The sequence below is a fragment of the Terriglobus albidus genome, from assembly GCF_008000815.1.
GTDB classification, from domain to species: domain Bacteria; phylum Acidobacteriota; class Terriglobia; order Terriglobales; family Acidobacteriaceae; genus Terriglobus; species Terriglobus albidus_A.
Genome location: NZ_CP042806.1, coordinates 4,191,737 through 4,212,768, shown reverse-complemented (window position 1 = coordinate 4,212,768; position 21,032 = coordinate 4,191,737). Strand labels below are relative to the sequence as shown.

The 21,032-nt window shown below is 57.6% G+C and carries 20 protein-coding genes; 7 read left to right on the top strand and 13 right to left on the bottom strand.

Annotated elements, in window-relative coordinates; all coding sequences use genetic code 11:
- Nucleotides 1-89: 89 nt before the first annotated feature.
- From FTW19_RS16705 to FTW19_RS16680, 6 genes are all read left to right on the top strand, one after another.
- Nucleotides 90-1,463, top strand: coding sequence for a dipeptidase (locus FTW19_RS16705; RefSeq protein WP_147648684.1), 1,374 nt, complete (start codon nt 90-92; stop codon nt 1,461-1,463).
- Between the two features lie 3 nt (nt 1,464-1,466).
- Nucleotides 1,467-2,060, top strand: coding sequence for a molybdenum cofactor guanylyltransferase (locus tag FTW19_RS16700; protein ID WP_147648683.1), 594 nt, complete (start codon nt 1,467-1,469; stop codon nt 2,058-2,060).
- Entirely contained in the window at nt 2,057-2,971 is a 915-nt protein-coding gene (locus FTW19_RS16695) for an ABC transporter ATP-binding protein (RefSeq protein WP_147648682.1), read from the top strand. The genes FTW19_RS16700 and FTW19_RS16695 overlap by 4 nt, the downstream gene beginning before the upstream one ends.
- Before the next feature lie 237 nt (nt 2,972-3,208).
- Nucleotides 3,209-4,714, top strand: coding sequence for a sugar transferase (locus FTW19_RS16690; RefSeq protein WP_147648681.1), 1,506 nt, complete (start codon nt 3,209-3,211; stop codon nt 4,712-4,714).
- Between the two features lie 26 nt (nt 4,715-4,740).
- Nucleotides 4,741-6,402 (top strand): NAD+ synthase, encoded by a 1,662-nt coding sequence (locus tag FTW19_RS16685; RefSeq protein ID WP_147648680.1) that lies wholly within the window; start codon nt 4,741-4,743, stop codon nt 6,400-6,402.
- 12 nt (nt 6,403-6,414) lie between these two features.
- Nucleotides 6,415-7,374 carry a DsbA family protein gene (locus FTW19_RS16680; protein WP_246153348.1) on the top strand — a complete coding sequence of 320 codons (960 nt, stop codon included), beginning with the start codon at nt 6,415-6,417 and terminating at the stop codon, nt 7,372-7,374.
- Nucleotides 7,375-7,490: 116 nt separating this feature from the next.
- Here FTW19_RS16680 and FTW19_RS16675 read toward each other — a convergent pair whose 3' ends face one another.
- The 4 genes from FTW19_RS16675 to FTW19_RS16660 form a co-directional block, all read right to left on the bottom strand.
- Nucleotides 7,491-8,066, bottom strand: a complete 576-nt coding sequence (locus FTW19_RS16675) for an RNA polymerase sigma factor (protein WP_147648679.1) — start codon at nt 8,064-8,066, stop codon at nt 7,491-7,493.
- Between the two features lie 482 nt (nt 8,067-8,548).
- The gene (locus FTW19_RS16670; protein ID WP_147648678.1) at nt 8,549-9,856 is read right to left on the bottom strand and encodes an NCS2 family permease; all 1,308 of its coding nucleotides are present in this window, start codon (nt 9,854-9,856) and stop codon (nt 8,549-8,551) included.
- A 152-nt stretch (nt 9,857-10,008) separates the two neighbouring features.
- Nucleotides 10,009-11,199: a nucleotidyltransferase domain-containing protein gene (locus FTW19_RS16665; protein ID WP_147648677.1), complete on the bottom strand. Its 1,191-nt coding sequence runs from the start codon at nt 11,197-11,199 to the stop codon at nt 10,009-10,011.
- A gap of 48 nt (nt 11,200-11,247) precedes the next feature.
- Nucleotides 11,248-11,847 carry a class IV adenylate cyclase gene (locus FTW19_RS16660; protein ID WP_147648676.1) on the bottom strand — a complete coding sequence of 200 codons (600 nt, stop codon included), beginning with the start codon at nt 11,845-11,847 and terminating at the stop codon, nt 11,248-11,250.
- A gap of 46 nt (nt 11,848-11,893) precedes the next feature.
- Here FTW19_RS16660 and FTW19_RS16655 point away from each other — a divergent pair, with 46 nt between their 5' ends.
- Nucleotides 11,894-12,892, top strand: coding sequence for an L-threonylcarbamoyladenylate synthase (locus FTW19_RS16655; RefSeq protein ID WP_147648675.1), 999 nt, complete (start codon nt 11,894-11,896; stop codon nt 12,890-12,892).
- A gap of 111 nt (nt 12,893-13,003) precedes the next feature.
- On the opposite strand, the gene FTW19_RS16650 is transcribed toward FTW19_RS16655, so the two are convergent.
- The 9 genes from FTW19_RS16650 to FTW19_RS16610 all read right to left on the bottom strand — a co-directional run bounded on the left by FTW19_RS16650 (nt 13,004) and on the right by FTW19_RS16610 (nt 21,023).
- Nucleotides 13,004-13,387: an Hfq-like protein gene (locus FTW19_RS16650; protein WP_147648674.1), complete on the bottom strand. Its 384-nt coding sequence runs from the start codon at nt 13,385-13,387 to the stop codon at nt 13,004-13,006.
- A gap of 148 nt (nt 13,388-13,535) precedes the next feature.
- Nucleotides 13,536-14,648, bottom strand: coding sequence for an ATP-binding protein (locus FTW19_RS16645; protein WP_147648673.1), 1,113 nt, complete (start codon nt 14,646-14,648; stop codon nt 13,536-13,538).
- Nucleotides 14,649-14,683: 35 nt separating this feature from the next.
- Complete coding sequence (locus FTW19_RS16640) at nt 14,684-16,060, bottom strand: cytochrome P450 (RefSeq protein ID WP_147648672.1); 1,377 nt, start codon at nt 16,058-16,060, stop codon at nt 14,684-14,686.
- A 5-nt stretch (nt 16,061-16,065) separates the two neighbouring features.
- Nucleotides 16,066-16,707 carry a dTMP kinase gene (tmk, locus tag FTW19_RS16635; protein ID WP_147648671.1) on the bottom strand — a complete coding sequence of 214 codons (642 nt, stop codon included), beginning with the start codon at nt 16,705-16,707 and terminating at the stop codon, nt 16,066-16,068.
- A gap of 45 nt (nt 16,708-16,752) precedes the next feature.
- Nucleotides 16,753-17,412, bottom strand: a complete 660-nt coding sequence (locus tag FTW19_RS16630; RefSeq protein ID WP_147648670.1) for an autotransporter outer membrane beta-barrel domain-containing protein — start codon at nt 17,410-17,412, stop codon at nt 16,753-16,755.
- Between the two features lie 350 nt (nt 17,413-17,762).
- Nucleotides 17,763-18,119, bottom strand: coding sequence for a cupredoxin domain-containing protein (locus FTW19_RS16625; protein WP_147648669.1), 357 nt, complete (start codon nt 18,117-18,119; stop codon nt 17,763-17,765).
- 129 nt (nt 18,120-18,248) lie between these two features.
- Nucleotides 18,249-19,136 carry an intradiol ring-cleavage dioxygenase gene (locus tag FTW19_RS16620; protein WP_147648668.1) on the bottom strand — a complete coding sequence of 296 codons (888 nt, stop codon included), beginning with the start codon at nt 19,134-19,136 and terminating at the stop codon, nt 18,249-18,251.
- 17 nt (nt 19,137-19,153) lie between these two features.
- The gene (locus tag FTW19_RS16615; RefSeq protein ID WP_222705468.1) at nt 19,154-20,182 is read right to left on the bottom strand and encodes a zinc-dependent alcohol dehydrogenase family protein; all 1,029 of its coding nucleotides are present in this window, start codon (nt 20,180-20,182) and stop codon (nt 19,154-19,156) included.
- 28 nt (nt 20,183-20,210) lie between these two features.
- A complete protein-coding gene (locus FTW19_RS16610; RefSeq protein WP_147648667.1) occupies nt 20,211-21,023 on the bottom strand; it encodes an ATP-binding response regulator in 813 nt (270 codons plus the stop codon).
- Nucleotides 21,024-21,032 lie beyond the last annotated feature (9 nt).

The following is a 21,032-nucleotide window of genomic DNA, read 5'->3' as shown; positions in this document are numbered from 1 at the left end:
ACCGAACTTCGGCCGTGTATATGATTGACCTTTCGGGAACGCCCTCCAAAGGCATCCCTGGATCGGGAAGGATCAGGACGGTCACACGTATGTCGAAGAAAGCGTTAGAGTTTGCAGCGAAAAACCAGGGGAAAGCGCTAGCGGAGCTCAAGGAGTTCCTGCGCATTCCTTCCATCTCTACCTTGCCGGACCATGCCGAGGATGTACGCAAGGCTGCCGTATTTCTTGCCGATGAGTTGAAGCGGATCGGGCTGGAGAATGTGCGTCTGATTGAGACCTCGGGCCATCCGCTGGTCTACGGCGACTGGCTGGGTGCTCCAGGAAAATCCACAGTCCTGTGCTACGGGCACTATGACGTACAACCGCCAGATCCTCTGGATGAGTGGCTGTCGCCTCCCTTTGAACCGGTAGAGCGTAATGGCAACATCTATGCGCGCGGAGCCGTGGATGACAAAGGACAGCTTTGGATGCAGGTAAAGGCTCTGGAGGCTCTCTTCCAGGAGTACGGCGGCAAGCTGCCGGTGAATGTAAGGGTTCTCTGCGAAGGGGAAGAAGAGGTCGGGGGCGAGGGAATTGCCGAGTACGTACAGCAGCATCCTGACGCGTTGAAGGCGGATGTGGCGCTGGTATGCGACACCGAAATGTTCGAGCCGGAGCTGCCCACTCTCTGCGTTGGCCTGCGCGGCATGATCTATACCGAGATCGAAGTCCGTGGAGCCAAAACAGACCTGCATTCGGGAATCTATGGCGGCGCAGCGCCGAATCCGTTTGTGGCCCTGGCGCAGATCATTGCCGGCTTGAAGGATGCCGATGACCATATTCGCATTCCGGGCTTTTATGACGACATTCAGCCGCCTACAGAGGACGAGCTCGCCGCATGGAAGCGTCTTCCGTTTGACGAAGAACATTACCGTCAGACCGAGGTCGGGTCCCCGGAGTTGATCGGGGAGAAGGGGTATTCCGTCATTGAACGCGTCTCAGCCAGGCCTACGCTGGATGTGCACGGAATGCCGGGAGGATTTACGGGAGCTGGAGCGAAGACCGTGATTCCGGCCAAGGCCTTGGCCAAGGTTAGTATGCGGCTCGTACCGAATATGACCTCAGCCGGTGCGTATGAGAAGTACGCCGCTTATGTCCAGCAGATTGCGCCCAGAGGGGTCACTGTGGAGACCCGCCTGATCCACTCGGGGGAACCGGTGGTGATCGGTACGGACAATCCCTTCGTGCAGAAAGCTGTCAATGCAATGCACGAGATCTGGCAGAAGGACACTGTCTTTGTTCGCGGCGGCGGCTCGATTCCGATTGTCGGAGAGTTCGAGCGCCACCTTAAGGTGCCGGTGATTCTGATGGGCTTCGGTCTGCCGGACGACAATCTGCATGCGCCAAATGAGAAGTTTCATATCGCGAACTTCTATCGGGGAATCGATTCCATCATTTTGTTTCTGGAGAGCTGCGGGGCATAGCGCGTGGAACGGCTTGCAGGATGTGTGCTGGCCGGCGGCCGCAGCACGCGGATGGGGCGTGACAAGGCCTTACTTCGGATCAATGGCAGAACGCTGCATGCTCTCGCGCTGGATAAGCTGGCGGTATGTACGACCCTGCTGTACACCTCTGGGGAGCGTGTCGATCCGGAAGAACGGCGCTCTATCGTATTGAAAGATCCGTATTCGTGCGGCCCCGTGGGTGGCATCGTGACGGCTCTCGAAGCATCCGAAGCGGAGTGGATGTTATTTCTTCCAGTGGATATGCCTCTGGTCCCGGAGGCATGGATGCGTAACCTGGCTCAGATGACAGTCACGTCTAATGCAATAGCGATCGTGACCAGGACTCCGGAAGGTCCTCAGCCTCTGGTTGCAGCATATCGGCGAAGTGTGCTGCCTGAGCTGCGGTGTGCGGTTGAGGTGGGACAATATAAGGTGATGGCTGCTCTTGTCTCGCCGGTGCAGTGGATAGAAGCAGGGGAAGAATTTTCCGGACAGTTTCGCAATTTGAATACTCCTGAGGAACTTTCTGACCTTCGCCGGCTGGGCTTCGACATCTCGTGGGAGGCAGAGAGATGATGCGTGAAAGGGAACCGGACGTACCTGAGCAGATTCCTGGAGAAGACTCGCCTTTGACGGCGGATGTCTCCCCGGAAGTGGCCGATGTCGTGGAAGAGTTCATGACGGAAGCTGCTGAGCAGAACGAGGCGGCGAAGGAATCGGCTGTTGTTCCGGGCAAGCCCTTGCCCTATATCTCATTTGAGAAGGTCTCAAAGTCGTTTGGAGATGCTCATGTTCTGCAGCAAGTCAGCTTCTGCGTACTGCCAGGCGAGACCCTTTGTATTCTTGGCCGAAGCGGCGTCGGAAAGTCGGTTTCCCTGCAGATTTTGATGGGATTTCTGAAGGCTGACTCCGGCAAGGTACGCGTGGCCGGGGAGGACATCTGCGGGTTCACAGAGCGTGAGATGCAGGGGATCCGGCGTAAGGTCACGATGGTCTTTCAGAATGGAGCTCTGTTCGATTCGATTACCGTGGGCGAGAATGTTGCCTTTCCATTGCGTGAGCGAGGTGATCTTGGCGAGGAGCAGATCAGCCAAGTGGTCAAAGGATTGCTTGAGATGGTTGGAGTAGCAGGGATGGAAGACCTTCTTCCATCGGACCTGTCTACCGGGATGAAGCGGTCCGTGGCGATTGCCCGGGCATTGGCATCGCAGCCGGAGGCAATTTTGTATGATGAGCCCACAACCATGGTGGACCCATTGATGGGACAACTGTTGGGCAACCTGATCGAACGCCTAAAGCGTCAACTTCACCTAACCAGTATCGTTGTGACACATGACATGAGGTTTGCCAAAAAACTGGCAGATCGCGTGGTATTCCTTCACGAAGGAAAAGCGCAGTTCTTTGGAACGATTGAGGAGATGGAGCGAACCAACGATCCAGTCCTGCGGGAGTTCCTGGCGCTCGACGAACTAGTTTTACCCGTGTAAAGCAACCTTCGTCGCCGAAGCGTGTTATCTGACAGAGAAAACTGGGCTTAGTAATGGTACGTGGCAGCATCTTAGGGGTTGTTCTAAGAGATGCCGCAAGGTTATCCTGTCAACAAAGGACCAAGATCCAGACGCAATCTGTCACTTCACCTTCAGAGGGCGATATTGTGCAGACGGTATCGATGCACTGAAGGCTCACAAAACTTTTTGTTTAGCCAGGATTAGGCGAGTTTTTCGATGGCAGCACCTGAATATCTGCAACAGGCGGTAGTAGCTGGCAAGCGCGGGCGTTCTGCTGCGCACCGAACCGGCCGGGGCGCTGTGCTGAGTAGTTCCGCGCCTGCGCTGATGTGGGCATCTGTTGATTGTTTGACCGCTGTTTTGTGCGGCGTGATCGCATTCCGAATGCGATTCCAGGGAACTGGCATTCCCAGCACCATTCTCTATCACGAGATGTTGCTCCAGGCGATGCAGCAGCAGTTTCTCTTGTACCTGCTCTCATTCGCATTTTGCGTGGTCTTCTTTTCGCGGCTTCATGGGCTGTACGCCCCGATCCAGCATCATAGCGGGCTGCATGAACAGCGAGTGACATTCGAGTCTGTGCTGACAGCCGGGCTTCTGTTTTGCGGATTCCTGTATCTCACGCACGGCGAGAGCATCTCGCGGGTTGTGGTGCTGCTGACGGTAGCCTTTACCCAGGTAGCGCTCTCGATTCGTCGTGCTGCATGGCGCAGGATGGTGTACTCGCGTTATCGCGAGGGGCTTGAGGTCCGCAACGTTCTCATTATCGGAACAGGCCGTGTGGCCCAGGCACTACGTAACCATCTTGAGACGCTGCAACATTTCGGGTTCCGTTTCAAAGGCTTTGTCTCGTTGACACCGCAGGATGCGCTGAATTCGAACCAGGAGGTCGTGGGCGATCTCCGCAATATTGTTCCGCTGGCACGCAGCTTGTTTGTCGATGAGGTTTTCTTTTCGGTACCAGCAGAACGGAGTATTGTCATCGGCGTCGTAGAAGAAGCGCGATCTGCGGGCATCGATGTCCGTGTCGTGCCTGACCTGTATGACGGCCTGGCCTGGAACGCACCGGTAGAGTATATCGGTCAGTTCCCAACCATCCCCCTGCATCGTCGCGAGTTCCCGGTCGGGGCTTTTATGGCGAAGAGAATCCTGGATCTGGTTATCTCGACGCTGGCTCTTACCCTGCTGTCACCGCTAATGCTTCTGATTGCCATCATGGTCCGGCTGGATTCGAAGGGGCCCATCTTCTATCGCGCGGAACGTATTGGTCGCAAGGGGCGTAAGTTTGGGTGCTTCAAGTTCCGCACGATGGTGCCGAATGCCGACGAGCTGAAGAAGAAGCTGGCTCATATGAATGAGCGTGATGGCATTCTCTTCAAGATCAAGCAGGATCCCCGCATCACGCGTGTGGGCCGCATCCTACGGAAGTACTCCCTGGATGAGCTGCCGCAGTTGTGGAACGTACTTCGCGGCGATATGAGCCTGGTTGGCCCGCGGCCACCGCTCGCTGCTGAGGTCGAGCGTTACGATATCTCGCATCTCCGCCGTCTTGATGTACTGCCGGGAATTACGGGGCTTTGGCAGGTGGAAGCGCGTCAGGATCCATCGTTCGACAACTACATCTCCCTCGATACGGCATACGTGGAGAATTGGACCTTTGGTCTGGATCTCAAGATTCTGATCCGCACCATCAGCGTGGTCTTCACCGGTACCGGTACCTAAGTATTCGTTAGCGGTACACTGGATCTGTGAAGATTGCTCTGGCGCAGATCAACCCTACGATCGGGGACTTCTCCGGCAACCTCAAGAAAATTCTGGACTTCACCCGGCGAGCTGTCGACGCCGGGGCTGACCTGACCGTCTTTCCGGAGCTCGCAGTCTGCGGCTACCTGCCTGCTGACTTCCTGGAAAAAGATGTCTTTATCGCTCGTGCGAGCGAAACCCTGGCAAAGATCGCGGAACAGACCGCCTATACCTCTGTACTGTGTGGCGCGGTGCTGCCGTCCGGAGTCATTACGGGCAAGCATGTGCGCAATGTTGCTGCGTTGTTAACCGAAGGACGTGTGAGCTTTCTACAGCAGAAGATGCTGCTGCCGTTCTATGACGTCTTCGATGAGCAACGCTACTTCGAGCCGGCACAGCAGCAGACCATTGTCACGTTGAAGGGCCAGCCGATCGCTATCACCGTCTGCGAGGATGCGTGGAATGACAAGCTGTACTGGCCGCGCCGGTTTTATCCGGTAGATCCGGTCGGAGAGCTGATGAAGAAATGGCCGCAGCAGAGCGATGCACCACGCATCATTCTGAACATCTCAGCATCTCCCTATTGGAAAGAGAAGCGGCAGGTGCGCAGCGAGATGCTGGCTGCACTGGCGTGCCGTCACCATGCGGTGGTTGCCATGTGCAATCAGGTCGGCGGTAATGACAGCCTTCTGTTCGACGGGACTTCGATCGCATTTGACCCTGAAGGTTGTGTGATCGCCCAGGCAAAATCGTTCGAAGAAGACCTGGTGCTCTTTGACACCGCTGATCGCAGTACTCCCTGTGTACCCGTCGCGCAGGATGATGAGGTGGCTGGAGCCTGGCAGGCACTGGTGATGGGCACACGCGACTACGTGCGCAAATGCGGATTTTCAAAGGTCCTGGTCGGCCTGAGCGGAGGGATCGATTCGGCGCTGGTTGCAGCAATCGCTACGGAGGCATTTGGAGCGGACAATGTGATCGGCATTGGCATGCCCAGCGAGTTCTCGTCATCTCATTCGGTGGAGGATGCACGAGCTCTGGCTCAGAACCTGGGGATTCGCTTCGAGCTCCTGGCCATCCGCGAGATCTACGACCAGTTCACCAAGGTGCTGCATCCGCTCTTCCAGGGAACATCGTTCGGACTTGCCGAGGAGAACATTCAGCCACGCATCCGTGGAACGCTGCTGATGGCGCTATCGAATAAGTTTGGCGCGCTGGTGCTGACAACCGGCAATAAGAGCGAGATGGCGGTCGGCTACTGCACGCTGTACGGTGATATGGTCGGCGGTCTGGCGGTGATAGGGGATGTGGCCAAGACAAGCGTCTATGAGTTGAGCCGTTACGTCAATCGCGAGCGCGAGATCATTCCTGTGGCAACGATTGAGAAACCACCGTCAGCGGAGCTGCGGCCGGGACAACTGGATACCGACTCGCTGCCGCCGTACGATATTCTCGATCCGATCCTTGAAGCCTATGTGGAGCGCTACGAAAGCGCTGAGCAGATTGCAAGGACACAGGGCGTTGACCGTTCTTTGGTGGAACAGGTCTTACGGTTAGTCGAGCGCAGTGAATACAAGCGGCAACAGGCCGCGCCGGTGCTGAAGGTGACGCGCAAATCTTTCGGCAACGGACGCAGGTTCCCCATTGCGGTAAAGGTTCAAGTTTAGAAAGGTCACTCATTGAATAAGAAAATACTTGGTTTCGTTCTCGCGGCGGCGCTTACTGGCGGCGCAGCCATGGCGCAGACTGCGGGCGCCCCTCCCGCGGCACAGGCTGATCCGTTGCCGCAGCCCAATCCGAAGTTCTTTACCGCTGAGACGCCAACGGTTGCGACTGTGAATGCGTTTTTGAAGGCGCAGTGGGGTTATGACGCAAATCGTATCTGGCGTGTCATGGCAATCCAGAAGACCATGGCGCCAGGGATAAGCCGCATTGTGGTCTTCATCGCGCAAAAGGGGCAGACAAACCAGCAGCCGCAGTCTTTGCAGTTCCTGACCACACCTGATGGTAAGTTCGCGCTGGCTGGTGACCAGGTGATGCCATTCGGAGAAAAGCCGTTCGCGGCGCTGCGGTCAACGCTGCAGCAAAGGGCCGACGGTCCTGCCAAGGGTGCAGCGGGGAAGGATCTTCTGCTGGTCGAGTTCGCCGACATGCAATGCCCGCACTGCAAGGAGTCCGAGAAGATCTTCGATCAACTGGTGACGGACTTCCCGAATGCGCGTGTTGTGTTTCAGAACTATCCTCTGACAGAGATTCATCCGTACGCCTATAAAGCAGCTTCTTACGGAGTTTGCGTAGCCCAGAAGAGCAACGATGCTTTCTTCACCTTCCTGCATGAGGTCTTCGCAAAGCAGGAGGCGCTGACCCCTGAGGCTGGTGACCAGACTCTGGCTGCCGCGGCTACGGCCGCCGGGCAGGATCCTGCAGCGATCACTGCCTGTGCGTCAACGCCGGCGACAAAGGCGAAGGTGGATGCACAGATCAAGCTGGCGGAAGATTCCGGAGTCGACCAGACACCGATGATCTCCGTCAACGGACATCTGATTCCCCTCGGGAATGTCCCGTATGAAGTCCTGAAGCAGATCGTCGCATTCCAGGCGGTGCAGGACGGCGTTCCGGCAGGAACACCGTCCAAGTAAACGTCATAGCATTTTCCCTGTTGCTGGGTATCCCGAAAGAGCGTGCAGCGGAGTTTTCATTGCGCAAAACGCCCATAAATGCGGAAGCCCTACACGACACCTACAGGGAAAATGCTCTAGGCGCAGACGGTTTCTTCACGTGGGGAGGGCAGTGGCCCTCCCCGCAGTATTTTCCGGCCCCGGTAGAGATAGCTTTTGAGTGCCGGGATGGTATGTCCCTGCCGCTCTGCAATCTCACTCAGACTCATCTCCGAGAGATAGTGCATCGTGACGGTCGCCTTCATATTGGCTGGCAGAAGGTCGAGCCGGGCCATGGTGCGCTGGAACATCTCGCGTTCAATGCAGATGTGTTCCGGAGACTCGTCCTCGGTGGTGGTAAGCGATTCGACCGCAAACCGCATCTCCGGTTCGGTGTCGATCGAGCCGGCCTGGCGAACCCGGCGGCTGCGCAGCATCTGCAGGGAGTGGTTGCGAACGATCATGCAGAGCCAGCCGAGCAGTGCGTGCTCATCGGCCAGCTGCTCGATGCGGTTCATAGCCTTGTAGTAGGCCTCCTGCAGCGCGTCTTCAGCGTCGGCTTCGTTCCTCAGAATCGAGTGGGCGATGCCCTTTAAAAGTGAGCGGCGGTTAAGAAACAGTTCCGTGAGTGCGACGATGCGCCCCGTTGGACAGGGGGTATGATGCTGATCCATCTAGCTTCTCCAGTGAAGGCGACACCAAGGCATCGCAGCCATGGAAGCGCTCATAAAGCATGAGCGAGGATGAGCTAGCGGACCCGAGGAGGAGGTCGAAAGAAAAGCTGAGGCTGTTTCGCGATGGTAGCTGGACGCGGTGGAGTAATCCAATTACGGGCCACGCGCTGCATCTGCCTGGGAGGTTTCAGCGCTGCCAGCCAGGGAAGAACAGCGAGGGCAAGAACAGCCGTGCCAATAGCCCGTTTCATCGGGCCGTCGGAGGTGGTGCCCATCTTCACATGCGGAAATGTTGGACCGTCAAGTGTGCGGTAAAGCGAAATCTTATAAGCCGTTCCCCATGCAAATACCGCCACAATCACAACAAGACAAAGCAATGCGAAGGCCCATGAAACCCGTAAGGCGGGTTTCGCGGCTTTCGATGCTGCTCGATCGGAGGTTAAGCGCATGATTATGGTCAGTATAGACCGCTTGTCAACACCTCAACCCGCGGCGAGATAAATAAACCTGACTAGAAAGACGGTCGCCAGGAGGTAAAGTAACCAATCCGCCTTCTTCGCGCGACCGCTAAACAATCGTAGTGCGGCAAAGGCAATGACGCCGAATCCAAGTCCAGTGGCAATGGAATAGGTCAGCGGGATGGTAATGAGCGTGAGAAATGCGGGAATTGCGACCAGCGGATCATGCCAGTCGAGCTCCCCGATGCTGCCGAGCATGAGTGCGCCTACGATGATGAGCGCCGGTGAGGTGGCGGAAACAGGAATTGCCCCCACCAGCGGAGCGACAAATATGGATAGGAAGAACAGCAGCCCGGTCGTAATGGCGGTTATACCTGTACGGCCTCCGGCGGCAACCCCCGCGCTGGATTCGATGTAGGAGCAGACGGTGGAGGTTCCGGCCAGTGAACCTGCCACGGTGGAGATGGCATCGGCGAAGAAGATACGCTGTACCCGCGGAATCACACCGGAAGCAGGAATCAGGCCTGTCTTCTGCGTAACGGCAAGCAGGGTGCCGATGTTGTCAAAGAGATCGACAAAGAGAAATACAAAGACGATCTCGACGCCGCTGAGCTTCAATGCTCCGGGAATATCGAGATGAAGGGCCGTCTGACGAATGGCGGAGAGGCTTGCGTGACCGGGTTGCCAGTGCACCTGGTGGAAGATGAACCCGGTGAGCATGGTTCCGGCGATGCCGATCAGGATCGATGCACGGACGCGCAGTACCTGCAGCACCGCAATCAGAATCAGACCGAAGAGCGAGAGTGCTGTCTGCGGGGAGCGCAGATTGCCGAGCGTGACTGCTGTTGCTGGATCGCTGACGATAATGCCGGCATTACGCAGCCCGATAAAAGCGATAAACAGACCGATCCCTCCAGCGACGGCTGCGTGCAGCTCGCGGGGAATCGCGGAGATAAGCAACTGGCGAATGCCGCCAAGTGTGAGCAGAAGGAAGATGATACCGGAGAGAAAGACCGCGCCAAGGGCCGTCTGCCATGGCACGTGCATCTTCAGGCAGACGGTATAGGTGAAATAGGCATTCAACCCCATACCGGGCGCCAGCGCCAGCGGATAGCGGGCCAGTGCCCCCATCAGGATGGAACCAAAGGACGCGCAGAGGCAGGTGGCGATGGTCACTGCCGCAATAGGCATGCCGGTCTGCGACAGAATCGACGGGTTCACGAAGATGATATAGGCCATGGTGACGAAGGTCGTCACACCGGCCAGAATCTCCGTGCGCCAGTCGGTCCCCAGCTCATGAAACTGAAAGTAGCGTTCGAGCGCAGCTCGCATGCGGGCGGCGGTACCTCTTGAAAGAAAGGTCGATGGTGCGATGCGTTCATCATATCGGACGCACGCGCGGCAGACACCACAGCGCTTTCGGTTGTGCGATGCGCTGATCCACAACGCACGAACTCATCGATATGCTCTATATCCTTCACGCCCTAGCCTCGGAGTGCGTAGAGGGAACGGCGGATGAGCCACAACGGTGCTCGAAGTAGAGGATATGTAAAGGTAAGCCACCGGGGCAGAGGAAACATCTCCCAGTCGTCAACAGAGAACAACTGCACCCTAAGTTCCTGCAGGCGATACGAGCGCCGCGGACTCAATGTAAATCGCGAAAGCATTAGGTGACGGGCCTGGAAATAACCGCGGTCAGGTTCTTCTTCAAGCAGGCCGTGAAGGGCGACAGAGATCAACCAGCGTACAGAGGCAGGTGCTGGAGGCAGATCGTAGAACGGTAACAGCTCAAGGGACTCACATACCGCTATCGCCTGTCGGAAAGCCGGCTCAACTCCCTGGTCTCGGGCCTGCTGAAGAAGATGTTTGCGATCGTTTGCAGAATAGTCGGTGAGCAGGGCCGCAACATCGGATAACCACTTGAGGCGGCACCATGCATGGCTTGCACCGTGCACGATTAGATGTGACAGGAGGTATTCGCGGCGCAACACGGGAAGAGAAATGCCTCGCGAAACTTCTACCCGATCGAGTTCTTGAAAGACGCAAGGTCCCGGATCAATGGCGCTATTGTCAAACAATCGCCAGTGAAGTTCCAGCGTGATTCCATGTTGAGGATAGACGTAAGAGAAGTGATGCCGCAGGTCAAACCATAACCTGCGTAATTGCGGTGTCAGTTCTCCCTCTGGTTCCTTGCGCCTCAGACCTGCTTGCAACAAGATGTTCTCCGCGGCCTCGAAATCATGAGGGGCTACCAGAAGATCAATGTCGCGGGTTTGACGGAGTGAAGGTTCGCCGTAAAGCTGCTGGCTCAGAGGGATTCCCTTGAGGACCGCATACGGTATGCCACGACTTTTGAACTGTGTGTCCAATTGCGAAAGAAGCGCAATGCAACGTAGATTTCCCAGAATGCTGGTATGAGCCTTGGATGAAAGTGCCTGGCGAACCTCTTCCGGAATTCCGCTTACGTGCTTCAGCGCACGATGAGCCAAGCCAGGAATCCGATGGCGTTTAACCATCGCAAGAAACTCAAACCAATCCGTCTGTGCGTCCGCGGTCTGCTCGATGAGTGGCATATCGAGCGGCCAGGTACAACAGGCTACCGCCAGTTGGAATGCCGCGGTCTGTTGCTGTAGAAACGTCGCTTTCGGCTGCAAATGGCCCTTGTTACCTGACACAATGCCTATTTTAGTGGGGCAAGTTTCGATTGAGGGTCGGCGAAGAGGTCAACGGGCCGGGACTGTATCGAGGGCAATCTCTTCAAAGGTGAGGTTTTCCGCTGGATGCCCGGTCTGTTCTTTCCATGAGAGAAACAGTCGGCCGTAGCTCTCCGTGGTCGAATCCTCTGAGGGAATCCCCAGGCCGGCGAGCATGGCGTCGATCCAATCGGGAGAGCCCTCGAGTTCCGCCCAGGTGCCGATCGGAGTCTCATCGATCACCACATGACCTTCGCTCTCTGCATGCAGCCATTCTTCTCGGTATTTCTCGTACCGGAAGGCGGGCAGATATCCCAGGTGCTCAAAGACCTCACCGAGAGCGGGGCCATTGGCCACCTCGGTTTCCGTCTCATAGCGCAGTTTGAAGCGCAGATCGAGCAGGGTTTCATCGGTCGGAGGGCGTTTGTAGGTCAGCGTCCATCGACCGTCATAGCTGCGAATACGGAGAATCTGCTTCTGCTCACGCAGCGAACGATCTGGTGTGTCATAAAGCGTATTCTGCTCAAGCGTGCGGGGAGTAAGCAGCGTAAGGCCGAGAGAAGGAAGTTGGGAACGGAGCTTATCCGAAGAACGGACAGCAAACTTCAGCTCGATCTCGGCTGAGGACATGGTGGAAGTATAGGCCTGTTTGTCCGCCCGACGCTAGGATGAAGAGGTGGATTTTGTAGGAACAACAGAACGGCTTCAGGAAACCGCCAACGGAATTGCCCGGGCAGCGGAGATCCTGCGGCAGGGTGGAACGGTCGCTTTGCCGACCGAGACGGTTTATGGGCTGGGGGCGAACGCTCTCGATCCAAAGGCTGTTGCAAGGATTTTTACGGCCAAGGAACGTCCGGGATGGGATCCCCTGATCGTCCATGTGGCCGATGAGGCGATGTTGCGGCTTGTCGTTCGGGAGATCCCCCCTGCGGCGGTTCGGTTGATGAAGGCGTTCTGGCCCGGCCCGCTAACGCTGCTGTTGCCGAAGTCTGATGCTGTTCCGGACCTGGTGACAGCCGGTCGGTCTCTGGTGGGGGTGCGGATGCCGCGTCATCCCGTGATGTTGCAGGTGATTCGGGAGGCAGGAGTCCCCGTAGCGGCTCCCAGCGCCAATCGCTTCGGAAGAACCAGCCCGACGAACGCCGCGCACGTTCTGGAGGATCTGGAGGGCCGTATCGACGCCGTTCTCGACGGTGGCGCAACTGAAGTTGGGGTGGAATCGACGGTCGTCGACCCCTGTCAAACTCCGATGGTGGTCTATCGGCCAGGCGCTGTGACGCTACAAATGCTTGAGGAGACTGTTGGTCCCGCCGTGCGCTATGAGCCTCCGGCGACGACCCAAAGCCCTGAGAGTCTGCCCTCCCCGGGGGTGGGCATCCGGCACTACGCTCCTCGGGCCAGGGTCGTGCTGGTCAGGGATCAAGCGGAGCTGCAGGAGACGGTGGCCTCTCTGAAACCGGAGCGGACGGGAGTGTTGTTACCCACGGGATGGACGTCCGAGGGGCAGACGTTCGATTGGGGAAGCACACCGGAGGAGATGGCGCAGCGGCTCTTTGCCGGCCTGCGCGACCTGGATGCCCGCGGGGTGACCTCCATCGTCTGTCCTCTGCCGCCGGAACATGGAGTCGGCGCGGCTCTTCTGGACAGGCTGCGGAAGGCAGCCCGGGTCAGTTAGAGGATTTTTCCTGTAGGTGTAGAGTAGGGCTTCCTCATCTATCGGCGTTTTCCGCAAATGAAAAGGCCGCTGCAATCCCCCCCTGGGATACCCAGCAACAGGAGGCTCGTCCTAGAGCAGGGTCGATGTAGGGACTTCGCTGGCTTTATAGATGTACTTGACCGATGACTTGTAGATCAGCACCCGCTGCCGTGATGTGGTACAGAGCTTGATGACGCCACGGTCGTACCACTCAATCTGTCCATCCAGCCGTTCGCCGTCTTCGAGTACGACGACCATCTCGGTCTTCTGCTGAATCTGCTTCTGGAAGTAGAAGGCTTCGGCGTGACTGCTTTCGCCGGGATGATGATTCTCCTGCAGCGCCGCATTCGAGAGCGGTTCTTCATGACGCACGTTGCCGCGGCGCAGCATACGGCCTACAAGGGAAGGACGTATCAGCTTGCGATTGCCATTGAAGGTCTGATCGACGGTCGAGATGGTGGTTTGATCACTCATGAAGCAGCAGATTCCAGAAATACAGCAGAGCGAACCCCCAACGGTTCAGCGCGTCCGCGCGCAAGAGAAACGACTAAAGTGGAGCTCTTAAAGATAGGGATGCGTCCAGTCTAACGAAGGTCGCATGGGTTGGCGATTTTTTTGTACGTTACCGTACCACCAGTTGTCCCGCGAAGGCGTCCAGTGAGAGCGAACGCAGCAAGTTTCGCCGCATGCCGGACTGTACCTGGTCAAGCGCGCGAGAGGCTGCTTCGATCCATTCGAAAGGAACGGCCGTGGCAGTCCGTTCCAGTTCGGCGATCAGATCGACATTGCGAATCATCTCCGGCGTTCCTGCCTGGAGCAACAGCAGGTCTTCCAGCAGCGAAGACAGGGCGCCGAGCAGATCCTGTGTCTTTTGCTGGCCCTCTGCACCGGCACGATAGGTTTCCGTCATTTTGAAGAGAGCCGTGTGGTCGGGGTCGCCTACGGCATTCCGCAGAACAACGAGCGCATCCTGGCGCGCGGCGGTGAAGGCGCCAAGATCAAAGTTGAGGGCACGGCCGGCGGCTCCCTGTGCCAGACGGGCGACGAGCTGGCGCTGCGCAGGCTTCCAGTCCGGATGTTCGGCGGCCAGCAGACCTTCGATCTCGTGGGGAGGTAGGGCTCCGAGGCGTACCATCGCGCAACGAGACCGGATCGTAGGCAGAAGCTCGCCCGGGTTATCGGCCAGCAGAATCAGATGCGCGTAAGCAGGCGGCTCCTCCAGAACTTTCAGAAGCGAATTCGCCGCCTCTTTCATAAAGCTGGAGGCCGTAAGGATAAAGACCTTACGCTTGGCTTCACCGGGAGCGCGGTATGCGGAATGGATCAGCGTGCGGATCTGACCGACCTTGATCATTAACTGAGGAGGATCCGGAGGAATGATGAGCACGTCCGGGTGCGTCTGAATCAGAACGCGCGTCTCTTTCTTATCTGTCTCGCGCAGCTCTTCCCGGGCCGCTACGGCTTCGTCGACCAGAGTATCGAGGGGCATCGCTGCGGCGATGCGGGTGCAGTTGGCACAGGTTCCGCACGCGAGCGCTGCCTCCTGACCGTTGGCAAGAGTTTCGCGGGGTTGGTTCTGGCAAAGCAATGCCTGCGTCAACAGAATGGCAAGCGTATACTTCCCGGCGCCTTTCGGCCCGGACAGGATCATGGAATGTGGAAGGCGGCCTGCGGCGATAGCAGAGCGAAGCTGATCGACAGCCGGTGCATTTCCAATAAAGCTAGCGAAGTCCACTGTCAGATTTTACCGTCTTCTGTGACAGAAAAATCTTACAGTCGCGGTGTCATCAGAATCGGATATCTGGGCCGCAGCGTGATCTTCTCCTGCACGTCGATGCGTTGGTTCGGCACGAGGTTCAGCTTCCATTGTTGTGCAATGGAAGCCAGGGCAAGGGTCCCTTCCATCCAGGCGAAGCTTTCACCGATGCACTGACGGGAGCCTCCGCCGAACGGAAAGTAGGCAAACCGGGGACGCGCTGCTTTGGCCGCATCCGTGTGTCGCGACGGATCGAACCGCAATGGATCGGGAAAGAACTCCGGACTCCGGTGGATGATCCATTGGGAGAAGAAGACATGTGATCCAGCCGGAATACGATAAGGCCCGAGTTCGACATCGATAGCGGCTTCCCGCCCCATAGCCCAGGCCGGCGGGTAGAGGCGCATGGACTCGGAGAAGACCTGCTGCGTGTAGGTGAGATTCGCGTAATCAGCCAGGGTAGGCGTGCGGCCTGCCAGGACTCGATCCAGTTCAGCATGCATCTGCTCGCGGGCGTCCGGATTCTGTGAGAGCAGATACCAGGTCCATGTGAGTGCGTTCGCTGTGGTCTCGTAGCCGGCGAGGAAGATCGTCAGCATCTCATCGCGCACCTGTTCATCGGAGAGGGAATTGCCATCCTCGTCCCGTGAAAGCAGCAGCATGGAAAGAAGATCATGGCGATCTACGGGATCTTCACGGCGTTCACGGATGATGCGGTAGGCAACCGAATCAAGGTGCGCCCGTGCCTTCCGGAAACGGGTCACGCCAGGCAGAGGCCAATGCAGGTAGCTTTCGAGCCTGGGCAGGATTACCAGCAGGTTGTAGAGACGCATAATGGCATGGGTCTCATGGTTGATGGCTCGGATGTCCTCTGTGACCTCGCTGGCGAACAGCGTTCGGGCAACAATCGAAAGCGAGAGCTCCATCATGGCTGCCCCGATATCGATCGCCTGACCTGATTTCCATCGCTCAGCCATCGCAGCGGCCGAACGTACGATCTCATCGGCGTAGGCCGCAATCCGCTGGCGATGGAAAGCAGGTGCGACGATTCGGCGGTGTTGCATGTGAACCGGATCGTTACTGGTAAGCAGGCCCTCACCCAGCAGAATCTTCATGCGGCGCAGCGTGCGCTCGCGGATGAAATTGCCGCTCTGAGTGACGAGCACCTCCTGGACGAAGTCCGGATGATTGAGGAAGAGGATGTCAGTGCCCATCATGCGATAGTGGGTCGCAGGGCCGTAGGTCTTTGCCAGATGCTCGAAGAGCAGAATGGGGCGTCCGATCCTCGCCCACGGCTTGCGACCCATGTAAAAAGGCAGATTATGACGCAGGCCCGGAGGGAAACGATACTCTCCGCGTTCGACAATCGAGAGTGTGGCCGGACCGTTCATCTGGATCAGGAAAAAAGCCGGGTCGAGACTTCCTCAACGATAGTCGCATGTACCTCATCGATGGAGGCATTTCCTTCGATCAGGACGACACGCCCGGACTCGCGGGCGGCGATGACCTTGTAGGCATCCCAGACACGTTGGAAGAAGTCGTTGTGCTCCTGCTCGAAGCGGGACTCATCTCCGTCGCGGCGCCGCGCCCGGGCAAGGGAAGCGTTGAAATCCGGTAACAGCAGAACGGTAAGATCCGGCTGCAGGTTGCCGCAGAGCAAACGATGCAGACCGAGGATGGTCTCGCTGCCAAGCCCTCGTCCGCCACCTTGGTACGCCTCGGAGGAATCGGTGTAACGGTCGCAGAGCACAATCTCGCCGCGGTCTAGAGCCGGGCGGATGATCTCAGCGATGGACTGGGCTCGGTCCGCGAACATCAAGGCGAGCTCCGTGAAGGAGTCGATGGGGCCGACTGCCGCCTCGCCCTTGGAACTGACGATCAGCTCGCGAATGCCTTCGCCGAGTTTTGTCCCTCCGGGCTGGCGCAGGGTTGTGACAGTATGGCCCTGCTCGGCCATCCATTTATGTAACAGCCGGAGTTGCGTTGTTTTTCCGGAGCCGTCCAGCCCCTCAAAGGTGATAAAAAAGCCGCGCGGCATGGGGCAAGTGTATTCGATTCCGTAAAAACATACTGCGACGAGTGCCTACTGGTGATCGTCCTTCTGACTGGTTGCGGTCTTATAGTCGCTGTAGTCGCGGGCCTTTTTGTGGCGGCGGCCAAGCGACTCAAAGTTAAAGCGGTACGCTACGCCGGCTGTGGCGGATTTGGAGTAGATCGATCCGGAACCGGTGACCGGAACAGCCCAGCGTTGGTACTGAAAGTCCAGTTTGGCCGACCAGTGTGAGTTGACGGAAAAGTCGATGCCGGCTCCTGGCGAAAGTACTGTGCCGGAAACGTACTCGTACGTGGTACTGCCGTAGGTGTAGTTATTGGGAAAGTCGATGGAGCCTCGCCCCGCGAGGAAGTTTACGTACGGGCGGACGGAACCTAACTCCCGCGTAAGCTTGATCCCACCGAGGATATTTTTCTCAGCGGCGACGTTGCCTTTCCTGAAGGCGTACGTGCCTCGGACTTCGGCGGAGGGTACAAGCCCGGCGAAACGGCCGAGTATGAAATCTCCACCGGCGGTGAAGCTTGTGTTCTGGCCTTGCACGCCGGTATACACCTTGGAAACCCCGCCGAAGAGCTCAAGGTTCGAGGTCGCGGACGCCGCGGCGGCTGCCTGTGCTGAAGAAGACGTTGTGAGTGCCATGCCGGCGATAAAGAGATTGAGAAAAAGAGCAAGACGGTGGAGCGTCAGCAAGATACGCGTGTGTCCTTTACAGCGAGGTACACAGTAAGACCGCGAATCGGCAAGGCAGGAGTACAGCGGCGTCAGGCGGGGGAACGAATTTTCTTAGAAAGCAACGACGGTGCGGTGGGGCGAGTCTTATAGATAGGGATGATTATGGGGAGGTGTTGCCATGATTTTTTATGGCTTCTTTATGATGCTTCCGCTGATAGTGGTGCTTTTCCTGCTGTACGTGTACATGAGTAAGCAGAGCGACCATCCGAAGATGAGTGGCAGCGCAGGAATTCACCAGCGGAACCGGCGGCCGCGGGCGCACGGACGTGAGGTCTAATGGACACAAGGTCAATGGACACAAGGTCTAACTAGCGTCCGTTGATTGAGGTAAAGGCAAAGGTAGGGTCGGCATTTGCCCGAAGGTGGATGGCGAGCTGCCCCTCCTGGCCCTCTGAGAGTGTGGGGCCGTTGGCGTGCATCTCCTTCCGGTCGGCAGTCAGCCATGTCATCTTCACCAGACCGGAACCCTGAATCTTAAAGCGATAACTGAATGTCTGTCCCGGAGCGAGTGACTGCGTACCGAAGCTGGCCGAAGGGTAGTCAACCTGTACGACACTGACAGGACTTGCTGTGTCATTCGTAATGGTGGTTGCGATGTAGCGAGAGCGGCAGCCTGCGAGGGCGATGAGAAGAAGGAAAAGGGCTGCGGCTTTCTGAAACTGCATGGGTTGAGTATAGCTACTAGAGCATTTTCCCTGTTGCTGGGTATTCCGGAAAGGGCGTGCAGTGGCGTTTTCATTACCGAGAACGCCATAGATGCTGCAGCCCTACATCACACCCACAGTAAAAATGCTCTACTGGGACGGCGGCGGACCTCTAAAGCCCTCAGGTCCGGGTTCAGCTTCCGGATCGACTGTAAAAGTAATTGTTCCATACAGGCCATCGGCCAGACGGGCCGGGTTGACCTGGGTGGTGTGCAGCATGATCCCGGACAGATCTCCATGGAAGACGGTATCGTCTGCGAGATGCGTGCGGGGTACTTTGTGGCTGACGTACGGCTCCAGCTGGGCGACCTGATCTGAGAGTGCATCGGAAAAGGCGATCTGCCCGATGTGGCGGACGTGCCCAGAGGTGTACTTCCCATGATCGTCATGGCCGCCGGTGTGGACCTTCAGATGGATGTGTGTATCCCGGCTTACGTACCATCCGGGATAGATGGTGAGGAACTTCGCTGTTCCGTCCTTCCCGGTGATTTGTACGCCGCGCAGGAATGTTTCGTTGTCCGTCGTGTGCATCTGCAGTGGGGCGTGATGGTCCCCATCTTTCGGCGGCCCTTGCGGTAAGGTTCCCGTTGGTGGAGGAGGCGGCGGGCCATCAAATCCACCAGGTCGACCTGGACCAAAGTCCATCTTGTCAGGATTCATTTTGGTATAGCCGGAGTAAATGCCGGCTGCGTCGCAATGCCAGATGTCTACTGCGGCATTGGAGAGCGGCTTGCAAGTGCGCGCGTTCAGAAGAACGATGGAGAGATGCAGCGGCAGGCCAGGCCTATTCTCCCGAATGTCAGTGCGGAGCAGCTCGTAGTCGACATAGTAAGGGCCGACCGTCAATTCAGGAGTGAGATGGCAGGCAGTGTTCGCTGTTGCGAGAAGACGGCTGGGGCGCAAGAGCCTTGCGACAGAGGCAGTGGCTGCGGTGAAGAGTAGTCGCCGACGGCTCCAGAGGCGATGCGAAAGCTTCATGCCTCTTGAGACGGGTTTTACGCTATGCGGATGACGACTTTCCCAAGGGGACCCTGTTCGAGGTGACGATAGGCTGCTACCGTGTCGTTGAACTCGTAGATAGCATCGACGACCGGATGCAGTCCCCAATCTTCGTAGTGGCGGATAAATCGCTCCAGGGCAACCCGGGGGCCAGTAGAGATGCCGCGAATGACGGCAAGTTTTTGAATCGTGGTGAACAGCGGAAGACGTGCGTCGGCAGCCTCCAGAACACCGATGATGGAGATTTGTCCTTCTGGCCGCAGAGCGCGCACGGAGCGGGCAAGATTCTCCCCGCCGACGACTTCGAGGATCTGGTCGACGCCGCGTTTCTGCGTGAGTGCAAGAACCTCTTTTTCCCAGTCGGGTGTGCGTCGGTAATTGACGGTGGAATCGGCTCCAAGACCCTGGGCGCCCTGGAGTTTGATCTCTGAGCTGGAGGTGACAATGGTGGTCGCACCCATGGCGTGGGCGATCTGCAGGCCGAAGAGAGAGACTCCGCCCGTTCCCTGTAGCAGCACCGTATCGTTTGGCTGCAGGTTCCCTTTTTCGACCAGTGCCTGCCATGCTGTTACGCCGGCGCAAGGCAGTGTCGCCGCTTCTTCGTCAGATAGATGCGCAGGTGCGTTAACCAGAGCCTGTTCGCGCAGAACAAGATACTTCGCCAAAGCTCCCTGGTAGACGTTGCCCAGGCTGTAGAGTGATTCCTTGCCCTGGGCAGGGCCGTCGACCCAGTGGGTTGCATAGTGCGTCAGAACGCGATCTCCAAGGCGAAATCGGGAGGTCCCATGTCCAAGCCCAACCACTCTGCCGCAGGCGTCAGCTCCCTGGGTGATGGGGAACTCCAGGCGAGGGTTATAGTCGCCATCCACAAGCAGTTTGTCGCGGTAATTCAGTGCAACCGCATGGACTTGCACAAGGACTTCGCCCTCACCGGGTGAGGGATCGGGTACGTCCTGCAGCTTGAGAGAGTCGAGTCCGAACCCGGTCAGTCGCCATGCCTTCATGCCCATGGGATGCACGAGCATACAGCTTGGTCTCAGATGGTTTCTCGGCTCAGGCGACGCCGTTGGAGATCGTGGTCCGTTCCAGGACTCGCGCCGTTAAAACCACACCGGTCTCTCCCGAATGGAGGGTCATGGGGAAGGCAAGAATGGACCACGTTCCCGGTCGCTCGTCAGGTTTCGGAACAGAAAGCAGCCCCCGGCGTGTGCGGTCGATGTAGGTCTCGCGTGTGGTTGAGACCGTCGCAATCACTCTGCGCCAATCGCGCAGCAGATTGGGCATCTCGACAAACATGTTGCGGCCCGGAAACCACTCTCGCGGATGGGCCAGATAGTCTGCCGCTGCTTCGTTGACGTACTGCCAGGTCCCATCGGCGTCCAGAATCTGCACCAGGATGTCATCGCCCAAAGCCATGGAGATGCGTTCGTAAAAGAAGTCACGCGCATCCACCACGACGGGCTTTCCCCGGCGCTTTGCTGAAAAGGACGCAAGAGCATGTAAAAGGTCGTCGACAGAGGAGTAGCCCTTGAGTAGATGCATATCCTCCGGTCCGCCGAAGCGGTGTTCCAGTGTGGCCGAGAGGATGACAATTGGAACTTCGGGCCGCCGCCGCCGCAGCTCAATTGCGACCTCGGTGCCAAATTTGCCATGGCCGAGGTGGTAGTCCAGTACCGCGACGTCAATCTGGTCCAGGAGCTCGTTGGCCTCCTCTACCGTTGAGGCAGGAAGGCAGTGGTACCCGTTCTTGCGAAGAATAGCGGTACGCAGCAGCAGGTTTGCCGGTTCGTCATCCAGCAAAAGCACGCGTACCAGCGTGGGCGCGGAAACTTCCTGCTGGAGTTCGTCCATTGTGTCGTTGGCCATCGGTGTCTC

Coding starts and splice junctions, on each gene's coding strand:
- FTW19_RS16625 (WP_147648669.1), bottom strand. CDS start 18,119: ATGCAGTTTCAGAAAGCCGCAGCCCTTTTCCTTCTTCTCATCGCCCTC.
- FTW19_RS16670 (WP_147648678.1), bottom strand. CDS start 9,856: ATGCGAGCTGCGCTCGAACGCTACTTTCAGTTTCATGAGCTGGGGACC.
- FTW19_RS16695 (WP_147648682.1), top strand. CDS start 2,057: ATGATGCGTGAAAGGGAACCGGACGTACCTGAGCAGATTCCTGGAGAA.
- FTW19_RS16650 (WP_147648674.1), bottom strand. CDS start 13,387: ATGAGTGATCAAACCACCATCTCGACCGTCGATCAGACCTTCAATGGC.
- FTW19_RS16690 (WP_147648681.1), top strand. CDS start 3,209: ATGGCAGCACCTGAATATCTGCAACAGGCGGTAGTAGCTGGCAAGCGC.
- FTW19_RS16615 (WP_222705468.1), bottom strand. CDS start 20,182: ATGCTCGTGCATCCCATGGGCATGAAGGCATGGCGACTGACCGGGTTC.
- FTW19_RS16705 (WP_147648684.1), top strand. CDS start 90: ATGTCGAAGAAAGCGTTAGAGTTTGCAGCGAAAAACCAGGGGAAAGCG.
- FTW19_RS16620 (WP_147648668.1), bottom strand. CDS start 19,136: ATGAAGCTTTCGCATCGCCTCTGGAGCCGTCGGCGACTACTCTTCACC.
- FTW19_RS16660 (WP_147648676.1), bottom strand. CDS start 11,847: ATGTCCTCAGCCGAGATCGAGCTGAAGTTTGCTGTCCGTTCTTCGGAT.
- FTW19_RS16640 (WP_147648672.1), bottom strand. CDS start 16,060: ATGAACGGTCCGGCCACACTCTCGATTGTCGAACGCGGAGAGTATCGT.
- FTW19_RS16675 (WP_147648679.1), bottom strand. CDS start 8,066: ATGGATCAGCATCATACCCCCTGTCCAACGGGGCGCATCGTCGCACTC.
- tmk (WP_147648671.1), bottom strand. CDS start 16,707: ATGCCGCGCGGCTTTTTTATCACCTTTGAGGGGCTGGACGGCTCCGGA.
- FTW19_RS16610 (WP_147648667.1), bottom strand. CDS start 21,023: ATGGCCAACGACACAATGGACGAACTCCAGCAGGAAGTTTCCGCGCCC.